Source organism: Streptomyces sp. NPDC047017, assembly GCF_040644175.1.
GTDB lineage: Bacteria > Actinomycetota > Actinomycetes > Streptomycetales > Streptomycetaceae > Streptomyces.
The window spans coordinates 199342-216014 of sequence record NZ_JBEYVW010000003.1 but is presented as its reverse complement, the minus strand read 5'-3'; the positions used below and the strand labels follow the sequence as shown (position 1 = coordinate 216014).

14 protein-coding genes and 2 pseudogenes are annotated in these 16673 nt (G+C 70.1%); 3 read left to right on the top strand and 13 right to left on the bottom strand.

Annotated elements, in window-relative coordinates:
• Positions 1 to 34: 34 nt before the first annotated feature.
• Positions 35 to 121 (bottom strand): annotated as a pseudogene (locus tag ABZ858_RS06570) (diadenosine tetraphosphate hydrolase); the annotation flags it as partial.
• 244 nt (positions 122 to 365) lie between these two features.
• Positions 366 to 929 (bottom strand): hypothetical protein, encoded by a 564-nt coding sequence (locus ABZ858_RS06565; protein ID WP_361373346.1) that lies wholly within the window; start codon positions 927 to 929, stop codon positions 366 to 368.
• Between the two features lie 318 nt (positions 930 to 1247).
• Between ABZ858_RS06565 and ABZ858_RS06560 the strand changes: the two genes are divergently transcribed.
• On the top strand, positions 1248 to 1862 hold the full coding sequence (locus ABZ858_RS06560; protein WP_361373344.1) for a response regulator transcription factor: 615 nt from the start codon (positions 1248 to 1250) through the stop codon (positions 1860 to 1862).
• 24 nt (positions 1863 to 1886) lie between these two features.
• Here ABZ858_RS06560 and ABZ858_RS06555 read toward each other — a convergent pair whose 3' ends face one another.
• Positions 1887 to 2048: a hypothetical protein gene (locus ABZ858_RS06555; protein WP_361373342.1), complete on the bottom strand. Its 162-nt coding sequence runs from the start codon at positions 2046 to 2048 to the stop codon at positions 1887 to 1889.
• Between the two features lie 1524 nt (positions 2049 to 3572).
• Complete coding sequence (locus ABZ858_RS06550; RefSeq protein WP_361373340.1) at positions 3573 to 4595, bottom strand: NADP-dependent oxidoreductase; 1023 nt, start codon at positions 4593 to 4595, stop codon at positions 3573 to 3575.
• Between the two features lie 101 nt (positions 4596 to 4696).
• Here ABZ858_RS06550 and ABZ858_RS06545 point away from each other — a divergent pair, with 101 nt between their 5' ends.
• Positions 4697 to 5602 (top strand): LysR family transcriptional regulator, encoded by a 906-nt coding sequence (locus tag ABZ858_RS06545; RefSeq protein WP_361373338.1) that lies wholly within the window; start codon positions 4697 to 4699, stop codon positions 5600 to 5602.
• An 84-nt stretch (positions 5603 to 5686) separates the two neighbouring features.
• On the opposite strand, the pseudogene ABZ858_RS06540 reads toward ABZ858_RS06545, so the two are convergent.
• The 3 genes and pseudogenes from ABZ858_RS06540 to ABZ858_RS06530 form a co-directional block, all read right to left on the bottom strand.
• Positions 5687 to 5779: pseudogene (locus tag ABZ858_RS06540) on the bottom strand (cysteine hydrolase); the annotation flags it as partial.
• A 169-nt stretch (positions 5780 to 5948) separates the two neighbouring features.
• Complete coding sequence (locus tag ABZ858_RS06535) at positions 5949 to 6326, bottom strand: VOC family protein (RefSeq protein ID WP_361373336.1); 378 nt, start codon at positions 6324 to 6326, stop codon at positions 5949 to 5951.
• A gap of 102 nt (positions 6327 to 6428) precedes the next feature.
• Positions 6429 to 7073 carry an SRPBCC family protein gene (locus ABZ858_RS06530; RefSeq protein ID WP_361373334.1) on the bottom strand — a complete coding sequence of 215 codons (645 nt, stop codon included), beginning with the start codon at positions 7071 to 7073 and terminating at the stop codon, positions 6429 to 6431.
• A gap of 202 nt (positions 7074 to 7275) precedes the next feature.
• On the opposite strand from ABZ858_RS06530, the gene ABZ858_RS06525 reads away from it, so the two are divergent.
• The gene (locus tag ABZ858_RS06525) at positions 7276 to 7923 is read left to right on the top strand and encodes a TetR/AcrR family transcriptional regulator (protein WP_361373332.1); all 648 of its coding nucleotides are present in this window, start codon (positions 7276 to 7278) and stop codon (positions 7921 to 7923) included.
• A gap of 177 nt (positions 7924 to 8100) precedes the next feature.
• On the opposite strand, the gene ABZ858_RS06520 is transcribed toward ABZ858_RS06525, so the two are convergent.
• The 6 genes from ABZ858_RS06520 to ABZ858_RS06495 form a co-directional block, all read right to left on the bottom strand.
• Positions 8101 to 10290 carry an MMPL family transporter gene (locus ABZ858_RS06520; protein ID WP_361373330.1) on the bottom strand — a complete coding sequence of 730 codons (2190 nt, stop codon included), beginning with the start codon at positions 10288 to 10290 and terminating at the stop codon, positions 8101 to 8103.
• Positions 10291 to 10466: 176 nt separating this feature from the next.
• Entirely contained in the window at positions 10467 to 11483 is a 1017-nt protein-coding gene (locus tag ABZ858_RS06515; RefSeq protein WP_361373328.1) for a LacI family DNA-binding transcriptional regulator, read from the bottom strand.
• 24 nt (positions 11484 to 11507) lie between these two features.
• Positions 11508 to 12524 carry an ABC transporter permease gene (locus ABZ858_RS06510; protein WP_361373326.1) on the bottom strand — a complete coding sequence of 339 codons (1017 nt, stop codon included), beginning with the start codon at positions 12522 to 12524 and terminating at the stop codon, positions 11508 to 11510.
• The gene (locus tag ABZ858_RS06505; RefSeq protein WP_361373324.1) at positions 12521 to 13489 is read right to left on the bottom strand and encodes an ABC transporter permease; all 969 of its coding nucleotides are present in this window, start codon (positions 13487 to 13489) and stop codon (positions 12521 to 12523) included. Before ABZ858_RS06505 ends, ABZ858_RS06510 begins: the two co-directional genes overlap by 4 nt.
• Entirely contained in the window at positions 13486 to 15348 is a 1863-nt protein-coding gene (locus tag ABZ858_RS06500; protein ID WP_361373322.1) for an ATP-binding cassette domain-containing protein, read from the bottom strand. Before ABZ858_RS06500 ends, ABZ858_RS06505 begins: the two co-directional genes overlap by 4 nt.
• Positions 15349 to 15453: 105 nt before the next feature.
• Positions 15454 to 16569, bottom strand: coding sequence for an ABC transporter substrate-binding protein (locus ABZ858_RS06495; RefSeq protein WP_361373320.1), 1116 nt, complete (start codon positions 16567 to 16569; stop codon positions 15454 to 15456).
• Positions 16570 to 16673: the final 104 nt, after the last annotated feature.

Genomic DNA, 16673 nt, shown 5'->3' with positions numbered 1-16673 from the left:
GCCGCCGATCGCCTCCCGCAGCGCGTCATGCCGTGAACCCCGACTCCAGCCGCCGCAGCACCGTCGGGTTGTCACCCCGCAGCGCGGCCCCGATCCGATCCGTACGCCAGTCATCGGCCATGGGCGCAATGTATCGGCAGGCGAGGCAAGACCCGTGACGGAAACGGGTCGATCGACTCGGTGAACTCGGCCGCAGTGCAGCACCACGGGCAGGCCGGCGCGGCTACAGCAAAGAGAAGCGGAAAACGCCTCTGCCCAGTCGGAGCAAGGATCTTGGTCATCCTCGTTCCGGCTGGGCAGAGGCGCGTTTCCGCATCCCGAATCAGCAGCCGGGACGGCCCTCGGCCCTCCCGGCGAAGGCCAGGTCACATCCCGGAGACACTGACCGCACGACCGGCGGGCAGGTAGTAGGCCCGGACCCACTGCTGCCACTGGGAGGCGCTCGCCATGGCGGCGTCCACCGCCGCGAGCGTCATGGTGGAGGGCGAGAAGAAGCGGGCGGCGTTCGCCGGCGCCGCGGCCGCGAGCTGGCTGCCCTGCGTACCGCCTTGAGTGTTCCCGGTCCCGCTCTGCGTACCGCCCTGGGTGTTGTCGGTGCCGCTCTGCGTACCGCCCTGAGTGTTCTTGGTCCCGCCCTGCGTACCGCCCTGGGTGTTCCCGGCACCACCCTGGGTGCCGCCCTGGACATTCCCGGTGCCGCTCTGCGTACCGCCCTGGGTGTTCCCGATGCCGCCGCCCTGCGTCACACCCTGCGCGTTGCCGATCTGGGTGTTGGTGGTGTTGCCGTCTCCATTGTTGAAAATGATGGTGGAGCCGATGCGGTATTCCGGATCGTTCCCGGAATCTGCGGAAGCCTGCCCCGCCACCGCGCCCGTCAGGGCCACCGCAGCGGCAAAAGACAGGGTGGTGTAGACGCCGATTCGATGCACAGCATCCCTTTCCTGCTGAAGAAGGCGTGAGGAAGTTCTGCGGACCAAAAATCCCGTAACACATCACTTGATAACAACAGCGACACGGTGATGTCACCCGGACAGAGTGCCGTGACCTCCTTGACGGCCCGGGTGACGCGGCAGGCGGACGGCACGACGGTGGTCACGCTGCTCCGCTCACGCGTTACGCCACTCGACCGCATGCCACCTGCCCGCCGTCGTGATCGGTCGACAAGAGCGCGGCCGACCAGGACACTGTGTACGACTGGGGCCACCCAGCTGCCTCCACCTGCGCTGGAGCTTCCGATGAGTACATCCGTGACACCACTGGCCGTCGTCTGCGACTGGCCATTGCTTCGGCTCGGTCTCACGCAGGTGATCACCACTCACCCGGACCTGAAAATCATCGCCTTCGCCGAGAGCGTCGAAGACGTGCTTTCCCAGGCGAACGGCGTGGAAATCATTCTGCTCATCAATCTGCAATCCTGTGACCAAGTGGCTTCTCATCAGGTCGCCCAGTTGTACCGGCAAGGGCATGCGGTCATCGTGCTCTCGGCGTCCCGGGGGCAGTCGGATGCCATCCTGTGCATCAAGGCCGGGGCCCGTGGCTATCTGAGTCGGCAATGCGATGATGCCGAGCTGGTGGCGGTCATTCGCGCGGTCGCATCAGGGAAGGATTATTTCGGTGCCAGTCTCGCCGGCCGGAGCATACCGGCGCCCCCGCCGCACATCACCGGCCGCGAGAGGCAGATCCTGCAACTTGTGGCCGGCGGTGCCACGGACCGGGAGATCGCCACGAAATTGAGTATCACCGAGAACACGGTGCATACCCATCTGGAGCGGCTCCGCAGAAAGAGCGGCTCGCGCCGCAGGGCGGATCTCACCCGGCTGGCGCTGGAACACGGGATGATCGACAGCGACTTCACCGACTGAGCGGTCGGCCGCCGGGAGCGTTCCTCAAGCGGAGGGCACCGCGTCCGCGTCCGGGTGTACGTCGCTCAGGCTGTCGACGATCGCGACGGGCGGCGGCTTCGACGGTGCGGGCACCTGGATGAGGATCGGGATGTAGACGAGCCGGCCGTGCCGGAACTCGGTCTTCGCCGACAGGCGGTAGCACACGGGGTCCTTGGGATGCGCCGTAGTCGCGTAGCACCGAAGCTCGGACGCCGGCGCTTGCCGGGAGGTGCTTCCCTCCATCGCCGGGGCGCTGCTCCACGCACCGGCCGAGAAGCACGCGGCGGCGGCAGCCACGAGTCCGACACTTCGCAGTGTCGTCTTCTTCCTCATTTTCTCATCACTCCGGGTGGTGGTAGAGGGAGTTGATACTCCCCGATCAGCACTCGGCACCTCGACGGGGTCACTTCGAGGTGCCGGATGCTGCTTTTCGTTCTGGGCGCTTCTCAGTCAGCCCTGGGTACCGCCTTGGGTGTTGCCGTTGCCGCCACCCTGGGTACCGCCCTGGGTGTTGCCATTGCCGCCACCCTGCGTCCCACCCTGGGTGTTCCCATTGCCCCCGCCCTGCGTTCCACCCTGGGTGTTCCCGTTACCGCCACCCTGGGTCCCACCCTGGGTGTTCCCGTTACCGCCACCCTGCGTTCCACCCTGGGTGTTGCCGTTGCCACCACCCTGCGTTCCACCCTGAGTGTTGCCATTGCCCCCGCCCTGCGTTCCACCCTGGGTGTTCCCGTTACCGCCACCCTGGGTCCCACCCTGGGTGTTCCCATTACCGCCACCCTGGGTCCCACCCTGGGTGTTCCCATTACCGCCACCCTGGGTCCCACCCTGGGTATTGCCATTACCGCCACCCTGGGTCCCACCCTGGGTATTGCCATTGCCCCCGCCCTGAGTACCACCCTGGGTGTTCCCGTTACCCCCACCCTGCGTCCCACCCTGAGTGTTGCCGGGCCGCTTGTGGCTCGACTTCTTGTGACCGCAATTGTGCTTGCAGGGCTTCTCCGGAAGCAGGCGTTGGGCCTGCGATGTACCCTTGCCGGCATACACGTGAGCGCCGGCTACTGTGCTGCTCGACGCCGGCGCCGCCGAGGCAGGGCCTCCGAGGGTGACGAGTCCGCCCACCATCGCCGCCGATGCTATTGCCGTCGCTATCTGTCGCTTTCGACCGTTCCGCATGGCCGTGCACCTCTCTTTCAGCAATGTCGCCCGGCTTGCCCTGCAGACACCACCGCTGTCGCCGAGACCGCCTGTTACCGAGACCGCCGAGATCTTCCGCCGTGCGGCTTCCGGTGCTGCGAGAATGGGTCCGCAACGTCCACCACGTACACCGGAAGATTGACCCAGGCCAGGGAGAGCCGGGGAAATTCGCGGTGCCGCTCGTTGCGGACCCACGCAGTCATACCCTTTCTCCCGATCAGGAATTCAAACATGCGCCACACAGCGACTCAGTTCCATCCTCATATCAGCCCTCGGCCGGGTCAAACCAAGGAACGGGTAAGAAAAAGATCTAGCGTCCGCACTTGTCGCCCGTAATGACCACAAGGGCCCCGGAAAGCTGCTTCTCGGGGCCCTTTTGCTCGGCTCACCCGGGTGCGTATCACAGGTCAGCCTTATGTTCAAGTTGACCCATAAACTAAGGGCATTCCTGTGGTCAAAAAGGGTTACAGGAAGGAAGGAAGTGCACCGAAGTCACCCTCCCGCCGTGACCTCCGCACGGTCGCGCACGATGATCTTGCCCGTGTTCCGCCCCCGCAGCATGCCCAGGAACGCGTCCACGATGTGTTCGAACCCGTCCACCACCGTCTCGTCCACCGCGAGCCGGCCACTCTGCAGATGCGGCACCGCGAACTCGTACAACTCCTCTTGCAGATCGCGGTAGTTGCTGACCAGGAAGCCCTCCATGCGGATGCTCTTCTCCACGATGTCCGCGTGGTCGAAGCGGGGCGGCGGCGCGTCGGGGGCGTTGTACTGGCTGATCGTGCCGATGCGGACGACGCGGCCGAACTCGCGCAACGCTCCCACCGCCGCGGCCAGTTGCTCGCCGCCGACGTTGTCGACGAACACGTCGATGCCGGTCGGTGCGGCCTTGGCGAGCAGGTCGGCGGCGGGCCCGTCGTGGTAGTCGAAGACGGCGTCGTAGCCGACCTCCCGCGTGAGCAGCTCGGCCTTCGCCGCGGAGCCCGCGCTGCCCACCAGCCGTCCGGCGCCCAGCAGCCGGGCGAACCGTCCGGTCGCCGTGCCGACCCCGCCCGCGGCCGCCGACACGAACACGTCCTCGCCCTCCTGGAGCCGGGCGATCCGGGTCAGTCCCACGTAGGCGGTCAGGCCGGTGCCGCCGAGCAGACTCAGGTACGCGGTGAGCGGCACGCCGTCGAAGCGGGGCAGGTGCCGGGTCTCCTCGGGGGTGACGACCGCGTGCGTGCGCCAGCCCCGCCGGTGGAACACGATCTCCCCTTCGGGCAGCCGCGGGGTGCGCGAGGCGATGACACGCCCTATGGAGCGGCCTTCCAGCGGTGCGTCGAGCACGAAGCCGCCGGGGACGTCGTCCATCAGCTCACGGTGGTACGGGTCCACGGACCAGTACAGGTTGCGCACGAGCGCGCTGCCGGCCGGGATGTCGGGCAGCGCGGACTCGACGAAGGCGAAGTGCCCGGCGGTGGGGAAGCCCTGGGGGCGGGCGGTCTGGTGCACGATGAGCATGGTGTCGTTCATGACCGGGACCGTAGGACGGGAATGCGCCCGGTCGGCAGCCGGTTGGGCTCATGCGACGACCCGTTCCATGAGCAGTTCTCATACCGTGAGGTGAGCGCCCTGTGGCCCGCACGACCGACACCGATCTCGCCCCGCACGAACTGCGCGTTCTGGTGGCGGTCGCGGACCTCGGGGGTTTCTCGGTCGCGGCCCGAAGTCTCGGTCTGACCCAGTCCGCGGTCTCCCACTCGGTGCGCGGCAGCGAGGGCAAGATCGGGGCCGTGCTGTTCGAACGGGGCCGCTCCGGCGCCCGTCCGACCCCCGCCGGGGAGAAGGCCGTGGCGCACGGCCGGCGCATTCTGCGGCTGCTGGACGTCCTGGTCGCCGAGGCGCGCGGCGCGGCCGGGTCCGACGAGCCGGAGGGCTCACTGCGGATCGCGGCCTTCCGCAGTGCGGCTCTCCAGTTGCTGCCCCCGGTGCTGCGGCGGCTGCGCGAACGGTTTCCCGGGATCGAGGCGCGGGTGCGGATCGTACGCGAGGTGGGACGCGGCACCGCGGGGGAAGTGGCGGACGGCCGAGCCGACCTCGCCATCGCCACCCTGGGCGGCTCCGCGCCGCTTCCGGCGGGGCTGGTCGCGCACGGGCTGTTCACGGAGCCGTACGCCTTGGTGCACGCGGCGGGTCATACCGCCCCGCGTTCGCTGCCGCTGGTCGACTGGGCCGAGAACTGCGGCTCGTACACCCGTGATTGGTGGGCCGCGCAGGACTGGATCCCGACGGCGACGGTGGAGGCCGAGGACGACGGGGCGGTGCTCTCCCTGGTGAGCGCGGGCCACGGAATGGCGATCATGCCCGCGCTCTCCTTGGCCGGGGCACCGGACTCGGTGGGGATCAGCCCGCTCGGCCCCCAGCGGCCGGCCCGCCAGGTCGGCTACGTCACCACGCCCGAACTGGCCGGGTCCGCCGTCGTACGGGCCCTGGTGCGGGAGTTGCGGGCCGCACTCCCGCCGGGGTGCGAGCGCGCTTGAGACGGCGATGCGGCGCTCACGGTCCGGGCTGTGGCGGTCCGGCCGTCGCGGTGCCGTCGCGGCGAACTCGTCACTGCCGTGCGCCCGGACGGACGCGGTGTGCCCGTCGGCCACCAGCACCAAGTCGTACCCGTGACTCAGTGCCTGCCATGCCGAGATGTCCACGCAGACCTTCGAGATACCAGCAACTTCGGTCCTCGGCCCAGGAGTTCTCTGGATTCACCGTTCGCCGCTCACCATGAGTCGCCGCCGCCTCTCCTGTGCCCGGGCGGTTCCTCCGCCCGACACCAAGTCAAGCGGTGGGCCCGTCACCGACCAAAAAGCCCCACACCCCGCGTGGCCGCTGTCAGTCCCGGACGAGGCAGAACGGGTGGCCCGCGGGATCCGCGAAGACGCGCCAGCTACGCCGGCCGTCGCCCTCGTCGAGCAGGGTGGCGCCCCGGTCGAGGACGTCCCGATGGACCTGGTCCAGGTCCTCGACCGCCAGGTCGAAGTGGAACTGCTGGGGGCGGGCCGGGTCCGGCCAGTGAGGTGGCCGGTAGTCGTCCACGCGCTGGAAGGCCAGCACGAACCCGTCGTCGGTGTGCAGGGTCGCCCAGCCCGCGCCGAGCGCCCATCGCGGGTCCGGCCGGTTCACTTCGCCCCCGAGAAGCGACTGGTAGAACCGGGACAGTTCACCGACGTCGGCGCAGTCCAGCACCGCACACTGCAGCTTGGTGATCACGGGAGCAGGGTAGAGCAGGTTCGATCCAACGGGACGTCGGCAGCCAGTACAGCCGTTCTGACCTTCGGTACGGAGGGGACGTCGGGCCGGCCCCCGTGGCGGTCAGGGCCGCGGGCCGTGGGTGCGGGACTCGGCTGTGGTCTTCAGGTCGGACAGCCAGGTTTCGAGGCCCTGGCCGAGGAGCTTGGTGGCGGTCGGGACGTCCGCGTCGACCTGGGGGCCGGTGTGGGTCTCCTCGGTGCGTACGAGGACGCCGCCCTTGACCTTGGTGAAGTTCCATACGTGGACGCCGTCGATGCGCAGCCCCTGCGCGGTCGCGGGACCGGTCCAGCGCAGGCAGGAGTCGTGCCGGAGCTGCCGGACGGTCGAGGTGACCTCCAGTGTGGTGGCGTCGGTCGCCGGGTTGGGCGGGATCGGTGTCGTCCAGCGGAACGCCGAACCCGCCCGGAAGGGGCCGTGGTCGAGGCGCTTCGCGGTGGTGACGGCGGGCTGCCAGGACGGCCAGCGTGCCACGTCGGTCTGCAGCTTCCAGATGGTGCGCAGCGACGCGTGGATCACGGTCTCGGTCCTGTAGCGCACCCGCGCCTGCGGATCGACGCCTTCCCCGCGGCAGGTGAGCGACGTGGCCGGGCGGTGCGGAGCGGCCCCGGCGGGCACAGCGGCGGTGCCGAGGACGCCGACGGCGAGCGGGAGGGCGAGGAGGGCGGTGCGAATGCGGGCGCTGCGGGTGCTGCGGGTGACGGACATGGTTGATCCCCTTGGCAGTGACGGCGGTTGGCGGGTGAGTAGCGCGCTGGAAGCCGGGCGCTATAGGCTTCTGCTTCCGTTAGAAGTTATAACTTCATGAGAGGAGAAGGGTCAATAGGTTGCGTGATAGCTTCTAACGGAACCTTGAGGGTGTAGGTCCAGTAGGGCCCGGTCGAACGAGCGCGGTGGAAGGCGGCAGGCCGTGGGGCAGGAAGACACGAAGACCCCGCGGGAGCGCTACCGCGCCCAGGTGCGCGCGGAGATCAAGGAGCACGCCTGGGAGCAGATCGCCGCGGCGGGGGTGCCCGCGCTCTCCCTCAACGCGGTCGCCAAGCAGATGGGAATGAGCGGACCCGCGCTCTACCGCTACTTCGCGAGCCGCGACGAGCTGATCACCGCCCTCGTCCGGGACGCGTACCTGAGCCTCGCCGAGACCCTCCGCGCGGCCTCCGCCACCGGCGCCGACCTGGCGGGACTGGCGCACGCCCTGCGCGACTGGGCGCTGACGGACCCTCAGCGCTACTTCCTCATCTACGGCACCCCCGTGCCCGGCTACCACGCCCCCGAGGACACCACCGGCATCTCCGACCAGATCATGACGACGCTGCTCGACGCCTGCGCACCGCTCCCCGCCCCGGACCGGTCCGCGTCACCGTTCAGCGCCCACCTGGCGGAGCACCGGGGCTGGGCCGGTGGCCACCCCGCCCCGCCCGTCGCCCTCCACCGGGCCCTCACCTTCTGGACCCGCCTGCACGGCGTCCTGTCGCTCGAACTGGCCGGTCATTTCACCGGGATGGGCTTCGATCCCGCCCTGCTCTTCGCCGCCGAGTTGGACGACCTGCTGTCGTGACCGCCACCGTGAGGTGAGCCGGTCGCATCACCGGCCATCACCGGCCATGGCCTCCATGACCTCCATCGCCTCCATGACCGGCCTACGGGACAGTCGTCGCGCGGCCGGAACGCAGGAACGCCATCCGCGTGGTCCGGAGCGGACTCACGCGGATGGCGTTCTCCTGGGCGGTGCCGGTCAGCCTCGGCGGCCGGACGGGTCCTCCACCTGGCTCTCGGCGGGGACGGGCCGGTCGGGGCCGAGGGACCCGGCCGCCGCCGGACCGTCCGCCCGTTCCACCGCCCGGTCCCCGTGCCCCGGCCACCATGCCGCGTGGCCGATCAGCGCGGTGAGGCTGGGCGTGAAGAACATCGCCATGACGAACGCGGCGACCACGATGCCGAAGGAGACCGCGAAGCCCATCTCCGTGAGCAGCGAGTTGCCGGCCAGCATCATGGTGGCGAAGGTCGCCGCCAGGATGAAGCCGGCGGCGGCCACGGTCGGTCCGGCGTACCGCAGGGCCATCCCGGCCGCCTCGCGCGGTTCGCGGCCCTCACGGGCCTCCTCGCGCAGCCGGGCGATCATGAGGATGTTGTAGTCGGTTCCGATGGCGACCACGAAGAGATACATGATCACCGGGAGCATGAACATCAGCCCCGAGTGCCCCTGGCCGTCCTGGAAGATCCAGACGGTGGCGCCCAGGGTGGCGCCGAAGCCGAGACCGACCGAGGCCATCAGGTACCAGGGGGCGACGAGGCTGCGCAGCAGCAGCCCCAGGATGACCATGATCAGGAGGGCGGCGACAGGGAAGACCGTGCGGTAGTCGTGGTTCACCGCCGTGTCGATGTCCTTGAAGATCGAGGACATGCCGCCGACGTACGCCTTCGTGCCGTCGGGCGCGTCGGCGTGCGCGACGTCACGCACCCGGCCCACGGCGTCGATGGCCTGGTCCGTGGAGGCCTCGTACTTGAGCGTGACGGTGAAGTCGGCGGTGGTGCCGTCCTTGCTCACCTGGCTCATGTGGGCATCGGCGACACCGTCCACGGCGCCGAGCTTCTTCGCGTACGCGTCGAAGGCCGCCTTGTCCAGCGGCTTGCCGTCCTTGGCGGTCAGGTAGACGTCGGTGGGGGCGGCGGCGCCCGCCGAGTACGCCTTCTGCATCTCGTCCTGGACGACCATGGACTCCTTGGTCTTGGGCATGGAGCCGGACGCCAGGTCGAACGTTGCCTTGAAGCCGAGCGTGCCGAGCGACAGCGCGACCAGGACGAGGCCCGAGACGGCGGCGGTCAGCGCCGGCCGGCGCCGCACACCGCGGCCGAGGGCCGCGAACCGGGCGTTCTCGGGCTCCCGCTGCCAGGACTTGGAGGGCCAGAAGACCTTCGGTCCGATCAGCGACACCACGGCCGGGATCAGGGTGAGTCCGGCGATCAGGGTGACGGCGACCGCGATGGCGAGCGCCGGGCCCATCTGCTTGAGGAAGCCCAGCGTGGACAGCACCAGCGCGAGGAAGGCGATGATGACCGCTCCGGCGGCCGAGGCGATGGCCTCACCGACCCGGTCGACCGCGTTGACCATGGCCTGTTTGGGTTCGTCGCCGGCGCGCAGGCGTTCGCGGTAGCGGAACATCAGGAACAGGAAGTAGTCCGTGCCCACGCCGAAGAGCACGACGATGAGGATCGACGAGATCGAGCTGTTGGCCTGTAGGCCGAACAGTTTGGTGGCCCAGGAGATCAGGCCGTTGGCGATGACGGACACCGCGCCGATCAGGATCAGCGGCAGGACGGCCAGGATGGGCGCCCGGAAGATGATCAGCAGGGTCACCAGGATGATGCCGAAGGTGCCGATGCCGATCAGTGCCTGGCCGCGCTGGGAGGAGTCCTGCTGGTCGAGGGCCTGGGCGGCGGAGCCGCCGAGTTTGACATCGAGATGAGTGCCCTTGGCGAGTTGCTTGGCGTCCTCGCGCAACGTCTTGGCCGCGTCGGCCTGTTTGGGCTGGCCGGCGTTCTTGCTGTCCATCTGGACCAGGGTCATGGCGTACTTGCCGTCCTTGGACGGCGGGCCGGGGACGACCTTCTGCACCTGGTCGATGTGCTTGCCGCCCAGTTCGGAGGTGATCCGGGCGACGTCCTTGGTGTCGGCGGCGGTCAGCCGGCCGCCGTCGGCGCGCTGGAACAGCGCGATCGCGGACGGGGTGAAGGCGCTGGGGAACGCCCTCTCCTGGAGATCCGCCGCTTTGATGGACTCGTAACTCTTGGGCAGGAAACTGCTCTCGTCGCTGTTCGAGGGCAGGCTGGGAGCCGTGGCGGCAATCGCCACCGCCGCGATCAGCCACGCCACGATCGTCCAGACAGGATGTCGGACGACCGTGTTCCCTATGCGTCGGAACATGCTGGGGGTCCTCCTGGGTAGGAAGATCACCGCAGCCCGGGGAGCGGACCCCGGCGTCGGCGACCCCGGCCGGCACTCGTCCGTGAGCACCGGCCGAACGGTTGTCTACACCCCCGATCGTAGTGACTCCCCGCCGAACTCCTTCCACCAGGCGCCTCTACAGGCGCCTCCCCGCGTCAGACCGGCCGCTCCACCGTCGATTCCCGTACCACCAGTTCGAAGCCCGGCAGGATGCGGCGCGGGGCGGGGGCCGTTCGGGCGGCGATGCGTTCCATCACGCAGTCGACGGCGATGCGGGCGATGGCCTGTTTGTCGGGGGCGATGGTGGTCAGGGTCACGGCCGCGTAGCGGGACTCCTTGATGTCGTCGAAGCCGGCGACCGCGATGTCCTGGGGCACGCCCAGACCGCGCTCGGCGAGGACGCGCATCGCGCCCAGGGCGACCATGTCGTTGAAGGCGAACACGGCGTCGGGCCGCTCGCCGCGGTCCAGCAGGGCGGCCATGGCCACGGCGCCGTCCTCGCGGTCATAGCCGTCGGTGGCGACGACCAGGGGTTCCGGGGGCTTGAGGCCGGCCGAGGTGTACGCCTCCCGCCAGCCGCGCAGGCGCAGATGGGCCGGTTCGCGCGCGCTCTCGCGGCGGGCGCCGAGGAAGGCGATGCGGCGGCGCCCGGTGTCGAGCAGGTGCTGGACCGCGGCGCGGGCGGCGGCGACGTTGTCGATGGCGATGTGGTCGAAGGGGGCCGCGTACTCGCGTTCCCCGATGAGGACCAGGGGCGAGGTGTCCGTGCGGGCGAGCAGGTCCTCGGTCTCCATCCGGATGGGGCTGAGGATGAGGCCGTCGATGATCTGGGCCCGGAAGCCCTGGCAGACGAGGACCTCCTTCTCGCGCAGTCCCGCCGTGTGGTCCAGCAGGACGGTGTAGTCGTGCCGGGCGGCCGCGTCGATGACGGCTCCGGCCAGTTCGGAGAAGTAGGGGTTGCCCAGCTCCGGGACGGCCAGGGCGATGATGCCGGTGCGGCCGTTGCGCAGGTGGCGGGCGACGAGGTTGGGGCGGTAGCCGAGTTCGTCGATGGCCCGTTGCACCCGGGCGCGGGTCCGGGGCGCCACATGGACGTAGTTGTTCACGACGTTCGACACGGTCTTGACGGACACGCCGGCGCGCTGTGCGACGTCCTTGAGGCTGACGCCCACGGAACTCCTTCCGGTGCAGGCCCGTCAGTCCGTCTGCCGGGTACGGCTGAGCAGGGTCTGGACCAGGACGACGAGGGCGAGGAAGGCGCCGTTGACCGTGTCGGTGAAGGCGGAGCCGTACTGGGAGAAGTAATGGTCGATCAGGTTGTGGATGACCGCGAGCACCAGCACGCCGCTGGCCGTGCCGCCCACCGAGCCGCTGCCGCCGGTCAGGAGCGTGCCGCCGATCACCACGGAGGCGATGGCGGTCAGTTCGTAGCCGACGCCGATGGTGGTGACGCCGGAGCCCAGGCGGGCGCTGCCGAGCGCGCCCGCCGTGGTGGCGAGCGTGGCGGACAGGACGTAGACCAGCACTTTGGTACGGGCCACGGGGAGGCCCATGAGCAGGGAGGCGCTCTCGTTGCCGCCCATCGCGGTGACGGTGGCGCCGAACCGGGTGCGGGTCAGGAGGAGCGCGCCGAGTCCGAACAGCGCGGCGACGGTGAGCACCGGCACCCAGGTGCCCTCGCCCAGCCGCCGGAAGGCGGAGTCCGCCGGGACGAGGTAGGTCGTGGCGCCTTCGTTCGTCAGGGCCTGGAGCAGGCCGCGGGCGCCGAGCAGGCCGGCCAGGGTGACGATGAAGGGTGCCATGCCCGCCCGGGAGACGAGCAGTCCTTGGACGGTGCCCCAGAGCGCGCCGGTGGCCAGGGGCAGGGCGATGGCCAGCCAGGTGCCGCCGGTATGCGCGCCGTAGGCGGCGACGACGCCGCCGAGCGCGTAGAGGGATCCGACGGACAGGTCGATGCCGCCGGTGAGGATGACGAAGGTCATGCCCAGGGCAAGGAGCCAGACGAAGGCGTTGCTGCCGAGGATGCTGCTGATGTTGGACCACGTCGGGAACGTGGCAGAGGTCGCGGAGGCGAGGGCGACCATCAGGACGAGGACGGCCAGGGCGCCCCGGCGCTGGATGTGGGAGGCCGCGCGTCCGCGCAGGGCGGTCCGGGCCGCCGGGGAGGCGGACTCGGGTGGGGGCGCGGCCGGTCGCAGGGCGGCGGGGCTCATCGGGTACCACGCTCCTGTGAGGCGTAGACCGCGCAGCAGATGATGGCGGCCTCCACGAGTTGGGTGTAGGACGAGTGCACGTTGTGCTGGGTGAGGACGGCGGTGATGAGCTGCATGAACAGCGCGCCCGCCACCGTGCCGAGCACCCGGACCCGGCCGCCGGTCAGCGGGGTGCCGCCGACCACCACCGCGGTGATGGCGTTGAGTTCCATGGTGAGGCCCTGGTTGGCGGGGTCCGCCTCGGCGCCGTGCCCGACGATCATCGCGCCGGCGAAGGCGGCGAGGACGCCGGACAGCACGTAGACGGTGACGAGGACCCGGCGGACCGGCAGTCCGGCCAGCTTGCTCGCCTGCCGGTTGTCGCCGATGGCCACGAGTTGGCGGCCGAAGGTGGTCCGGCGCACCAGCAGTGCGGTCAGGACCGCGCACACCGCGGCGATCCACGCCATGACGGGCACGCCGAGGAAGCTGTCGGAGCCGAGGCTGAGCAGCCCGGACTCGGTGACGGGCTTGGCGGAGTTGCCGTTGACGAGTTCGGCGACCCCGCGCAGGCCGATCATGAGGGAGAGCGTGGCGACGATCGGCTGGATGCGGGCGAAGGCCACCATCGTGCCGCCGACCGCCCCGGTGACGGCGCCGCACAGCAGGGCGAGCAGCACCGCGAGCGGCATGCCGTAGCCGAGGTAGAGCGGGACGACGGAGGCGGCCAGGGCGATGACGGCGCCGACGGACAGGTCGACGCCCTCGGTGCCGATGACCAGGGCCATGCCGAGCGCGACCATCAGGGTCGGGGCGACCTGGAAGAGCTGGATGCGGACGTTGCCCGCGGACAGGAACGAGCCGTCCAGGGCCACGGCAACGACGAACAGGGCGAGCAGCGCGGCGTAGACGCCGTACGTCTGGGTCCAGCGCAGCAGCCGGGCGCGGTCCGGCAGGAGGGGGCCGGCCCAGGTCGTGGGAGTCATCGGGGCTCCTCCTTCGTCACCGCGGGGCGGTCATCGGGCACGGCCGTCACGGCGGGCCGGTCGTGGGGGGCGGCATCCGGTGGGGCGGTGTCCGGGGCGGCGGTGCCTGGTGGGGCAGTGTCCGGGGCGGCGGTGCCTGGTGGGGCAGTGTCCGGTGGGGCGGTGCCTGGTGGGGCGGTGTCCGGGGCGGCGGTGCCCTGCGCGGGGGTGTCGGGTGCGGGGGTATCGGGTGCGGGGGTGCCTGACGCGGCAGGGGCCGGGGGGTCCGGAACGGTGCTGCCCGGCGCGGCCGTGTCCTGGTCCTGGTCCTCCGGTGCGTCGGCGGCGGACGCCAGGGTGTCCAGTACGGCCTGCTCGGTGACGTCCGCGTCGCGCAGGTGGCCGACGGTCCGGCCGTCCTTGAGGACGACGATGCGGTCCGAGCCCTCGATCAGCTCTTCCAGGTCGGAGGAGATCAACAGCACTCCGAGTCCCTGGTCGGCGAGTTCGTCGATGAGTGCCTGCACCTCGGCCTTGGCACCCACGTCGATGCCGCGGGTGGGTTCGTCGAGGAGCAGCACCTGGGGGTCCAGGCACAGCCAGCGGGCCAGGAGCACCTTCTGCTGGTTGCCGCCGGACAGGTCGCTGACCTTCTGGCCGGGGCCGGACGCCTTGATGCGCAGCCGCTCCATGAAGAAGCGGACCACCTCGTCCTGCTTGGCCTGCGAGACCACGCCGGCGCGGGCGAGACGGGGCAGCAGGGCGAGGGAGATGTTCTCCCGGACGGACAGGTTGGGCAGGATGCCCTCGGTCTTGCGGTCCTCGGCGAGCATCACCACACCGGACTTGATGGCGGCCGCCGGGCCGCGCCGGGCCAGGGGTGCTCCGGACACCTCGACGGTGCCGCTGTCGGTGGGCAGCGCCCCGGTGATGGCCTTGGCGGTCTCGCTGCGTCCGGCACCGAGCAGCCCGCCCAGTCCCACGACCTCGCCGCGGTGGACGTCGAGGCTGACTCCGTGCAGGCGGTGGCGGACGGTCAGGCCGGTGGCGCGCAGCGCCGGAGTGCCCTCCTCGTCCCGGTCGTGGTGCTCGGCGCCGAAGGCGGTGGCGCCCTTGGCCCGCACGGTGGACATCTCGCGGCCGAGCATCAGCGAGATGAGCTTCAGCCGCTCCAGGCCGGCCATCTCGCCGGTGTGCACCACGGCGCCGTCGCGCATCACGGTGACCCGGTCGCAGATCGCGTACAGCTCGTCGAGGCGGTGGCTGACGTAGACGACGGCGATGCCCTGGCGCTTGAGGTCGCGGATCACCGAGAAGAGGGTGTCGACCTCGCGGGGTTCGAGCGACGAGGTCGGCTCGTCCATCACGACCACGCGGGCGTCGATCCGCACGGCCCGGGCCAGGGCCACCATCTGCTGCGCGCCGAGACCGAGGGTGCCCAGGGGGCGGGTGACGTCGACGTCCACGCCGTAGCGGCGCAGGGCCTCGGCGGCCGTGCGGTTCATCGCGCGGACGTCGACGAGGCCGAAGCGGCGCGGTTCGCGGCCCAGGAACAGGTTGCGGGCCACCGACATCAGCGGGACGAGGTTGACCTCCTGGTAGATGGTCGAGATGCCGGCGGCCTGCGCCTCCAGGGGGTTGCGGAAGCCGCGGTCCTCGCCCGCGAGCCGCACCCGGCCGGCGTCGGGCCGGTACACACCGGTCATCACCTTGATCAGCGTCGACTTCCCGGCGCCGTTCTCCCCGATGAGCGCGTGCACCTCACCGGGGCGCAGCCGGAAGTCCACCGCGCGCAGGGCGTGGACGCCCGCGAAGCTCTTGTCCACCCCGGCGACTTCGACGATCCAGTCGCTGCGAGGTGCCGGGTCCTGCTGGACCAACGTCTTCCTCCTCGTGCGGGCTCATGCGGGCTGCCCCAGGCAGCCGCCGGTCTGCTGGGCCGGAGCCATGCCGTCATGGCTCCGGCACGTCCGCCGCGGGCCGCCTCAGTACACGAGCCCCTGGTCGAGGGCCTGCTGTGCGGTGCCGGAGGTGAAGTGGCCGTCCTTGATGATCACCTTGGGCTGCACCCCGGTGGTGCCGTAGAAGTCCTGCAGCGCCTGGAAGGCGAGCGGGCCGAAGCGGGGGTTGGTCTCGATGTCCGACACCATCTGCCCGGCGGCGACGTTCTTGACGGCCTGCTGGATGCCGTCGATGGAGACGACCTTGATGTCCTTGCCGGGTGTCTTGCCCGCGGACCTGATCGCCTGGATCGCGCCGAGCGCCATCTCGTCGTTCTCCGCGTAGACGGCGTTGATGTCGGAGTGCGACTGGAGCAGTTGCTCCATGACCTTCTGGCCGTCGGTCTGGGCGAAGTTGCCGGTCTGCGAGGCGACGATCTTCGTCTTCGGGTACTTGGCCTTGACCTGGTCCTGGAAGCCCTTGGTCCGGTCGGTGGTGACGTTGTTGCCGGGGGTGCCGGTCAGGATGGCGACATGGGCCTCGCCGTTCGTGGCACCGGCCAGGTCGTCGGCCGCGATCTGCGCCTGGTGGTAGAAGTCGGATCCGATGAAGGCCATGAAGTCCGCGCAGGCGCTGCCGCCGACCGTGCGGTCGATGGTGAGTACGGGGATCTTGGCGGACTTGGCCTTGGCCAGGGCCGGGCCGAGGCCGTCGGAGTTCTCCGGGGCGACGATCAGGACCTTGGCGCCCTGCGCGATCATGTCCTCGATCTGCGAGTTCTGCGCGTTGACATCGGCGTTGGCGTTGCGCTCGATGAGCTTGACGCCCAGTTTCTTCGCCTGCTGCTCGATGCTCTTGGTCTCCGTGGCGCGGAACGGGTTGCTGGTCGACTCCGACTGGGAGAAGCCGACGACCGTCTTGCCGTCGGTGATGTCCAGCTTGGGGACCCCGCCGCCGTACTTCTGGTAGGTGCAGCCGGGCCCGGTGGCGGACGGTGAGGCGACCTGCTGCGAGGCGGCGTTGTCGTTCGCGGTCGCCGCGGAGCTGGAACCGCCGCCCGAGGACGAGGAGTCCGACTTGGTGCATCCGGTGGCGGCCAGGCACAGTCCGGCGGCCAGCACTGCGGCAGTGAGGGTCTTGGCTTGGGACGAGACGTTCACGCGCCGATCACATCCTCAACGGTGTAGGCGAAGGCGGTGCGAAGAGACGGGGGGCCGCCTGGGCCCTCACGCGCAGCGGGCGGTCCGGCAGGCTGGCTTTTCAA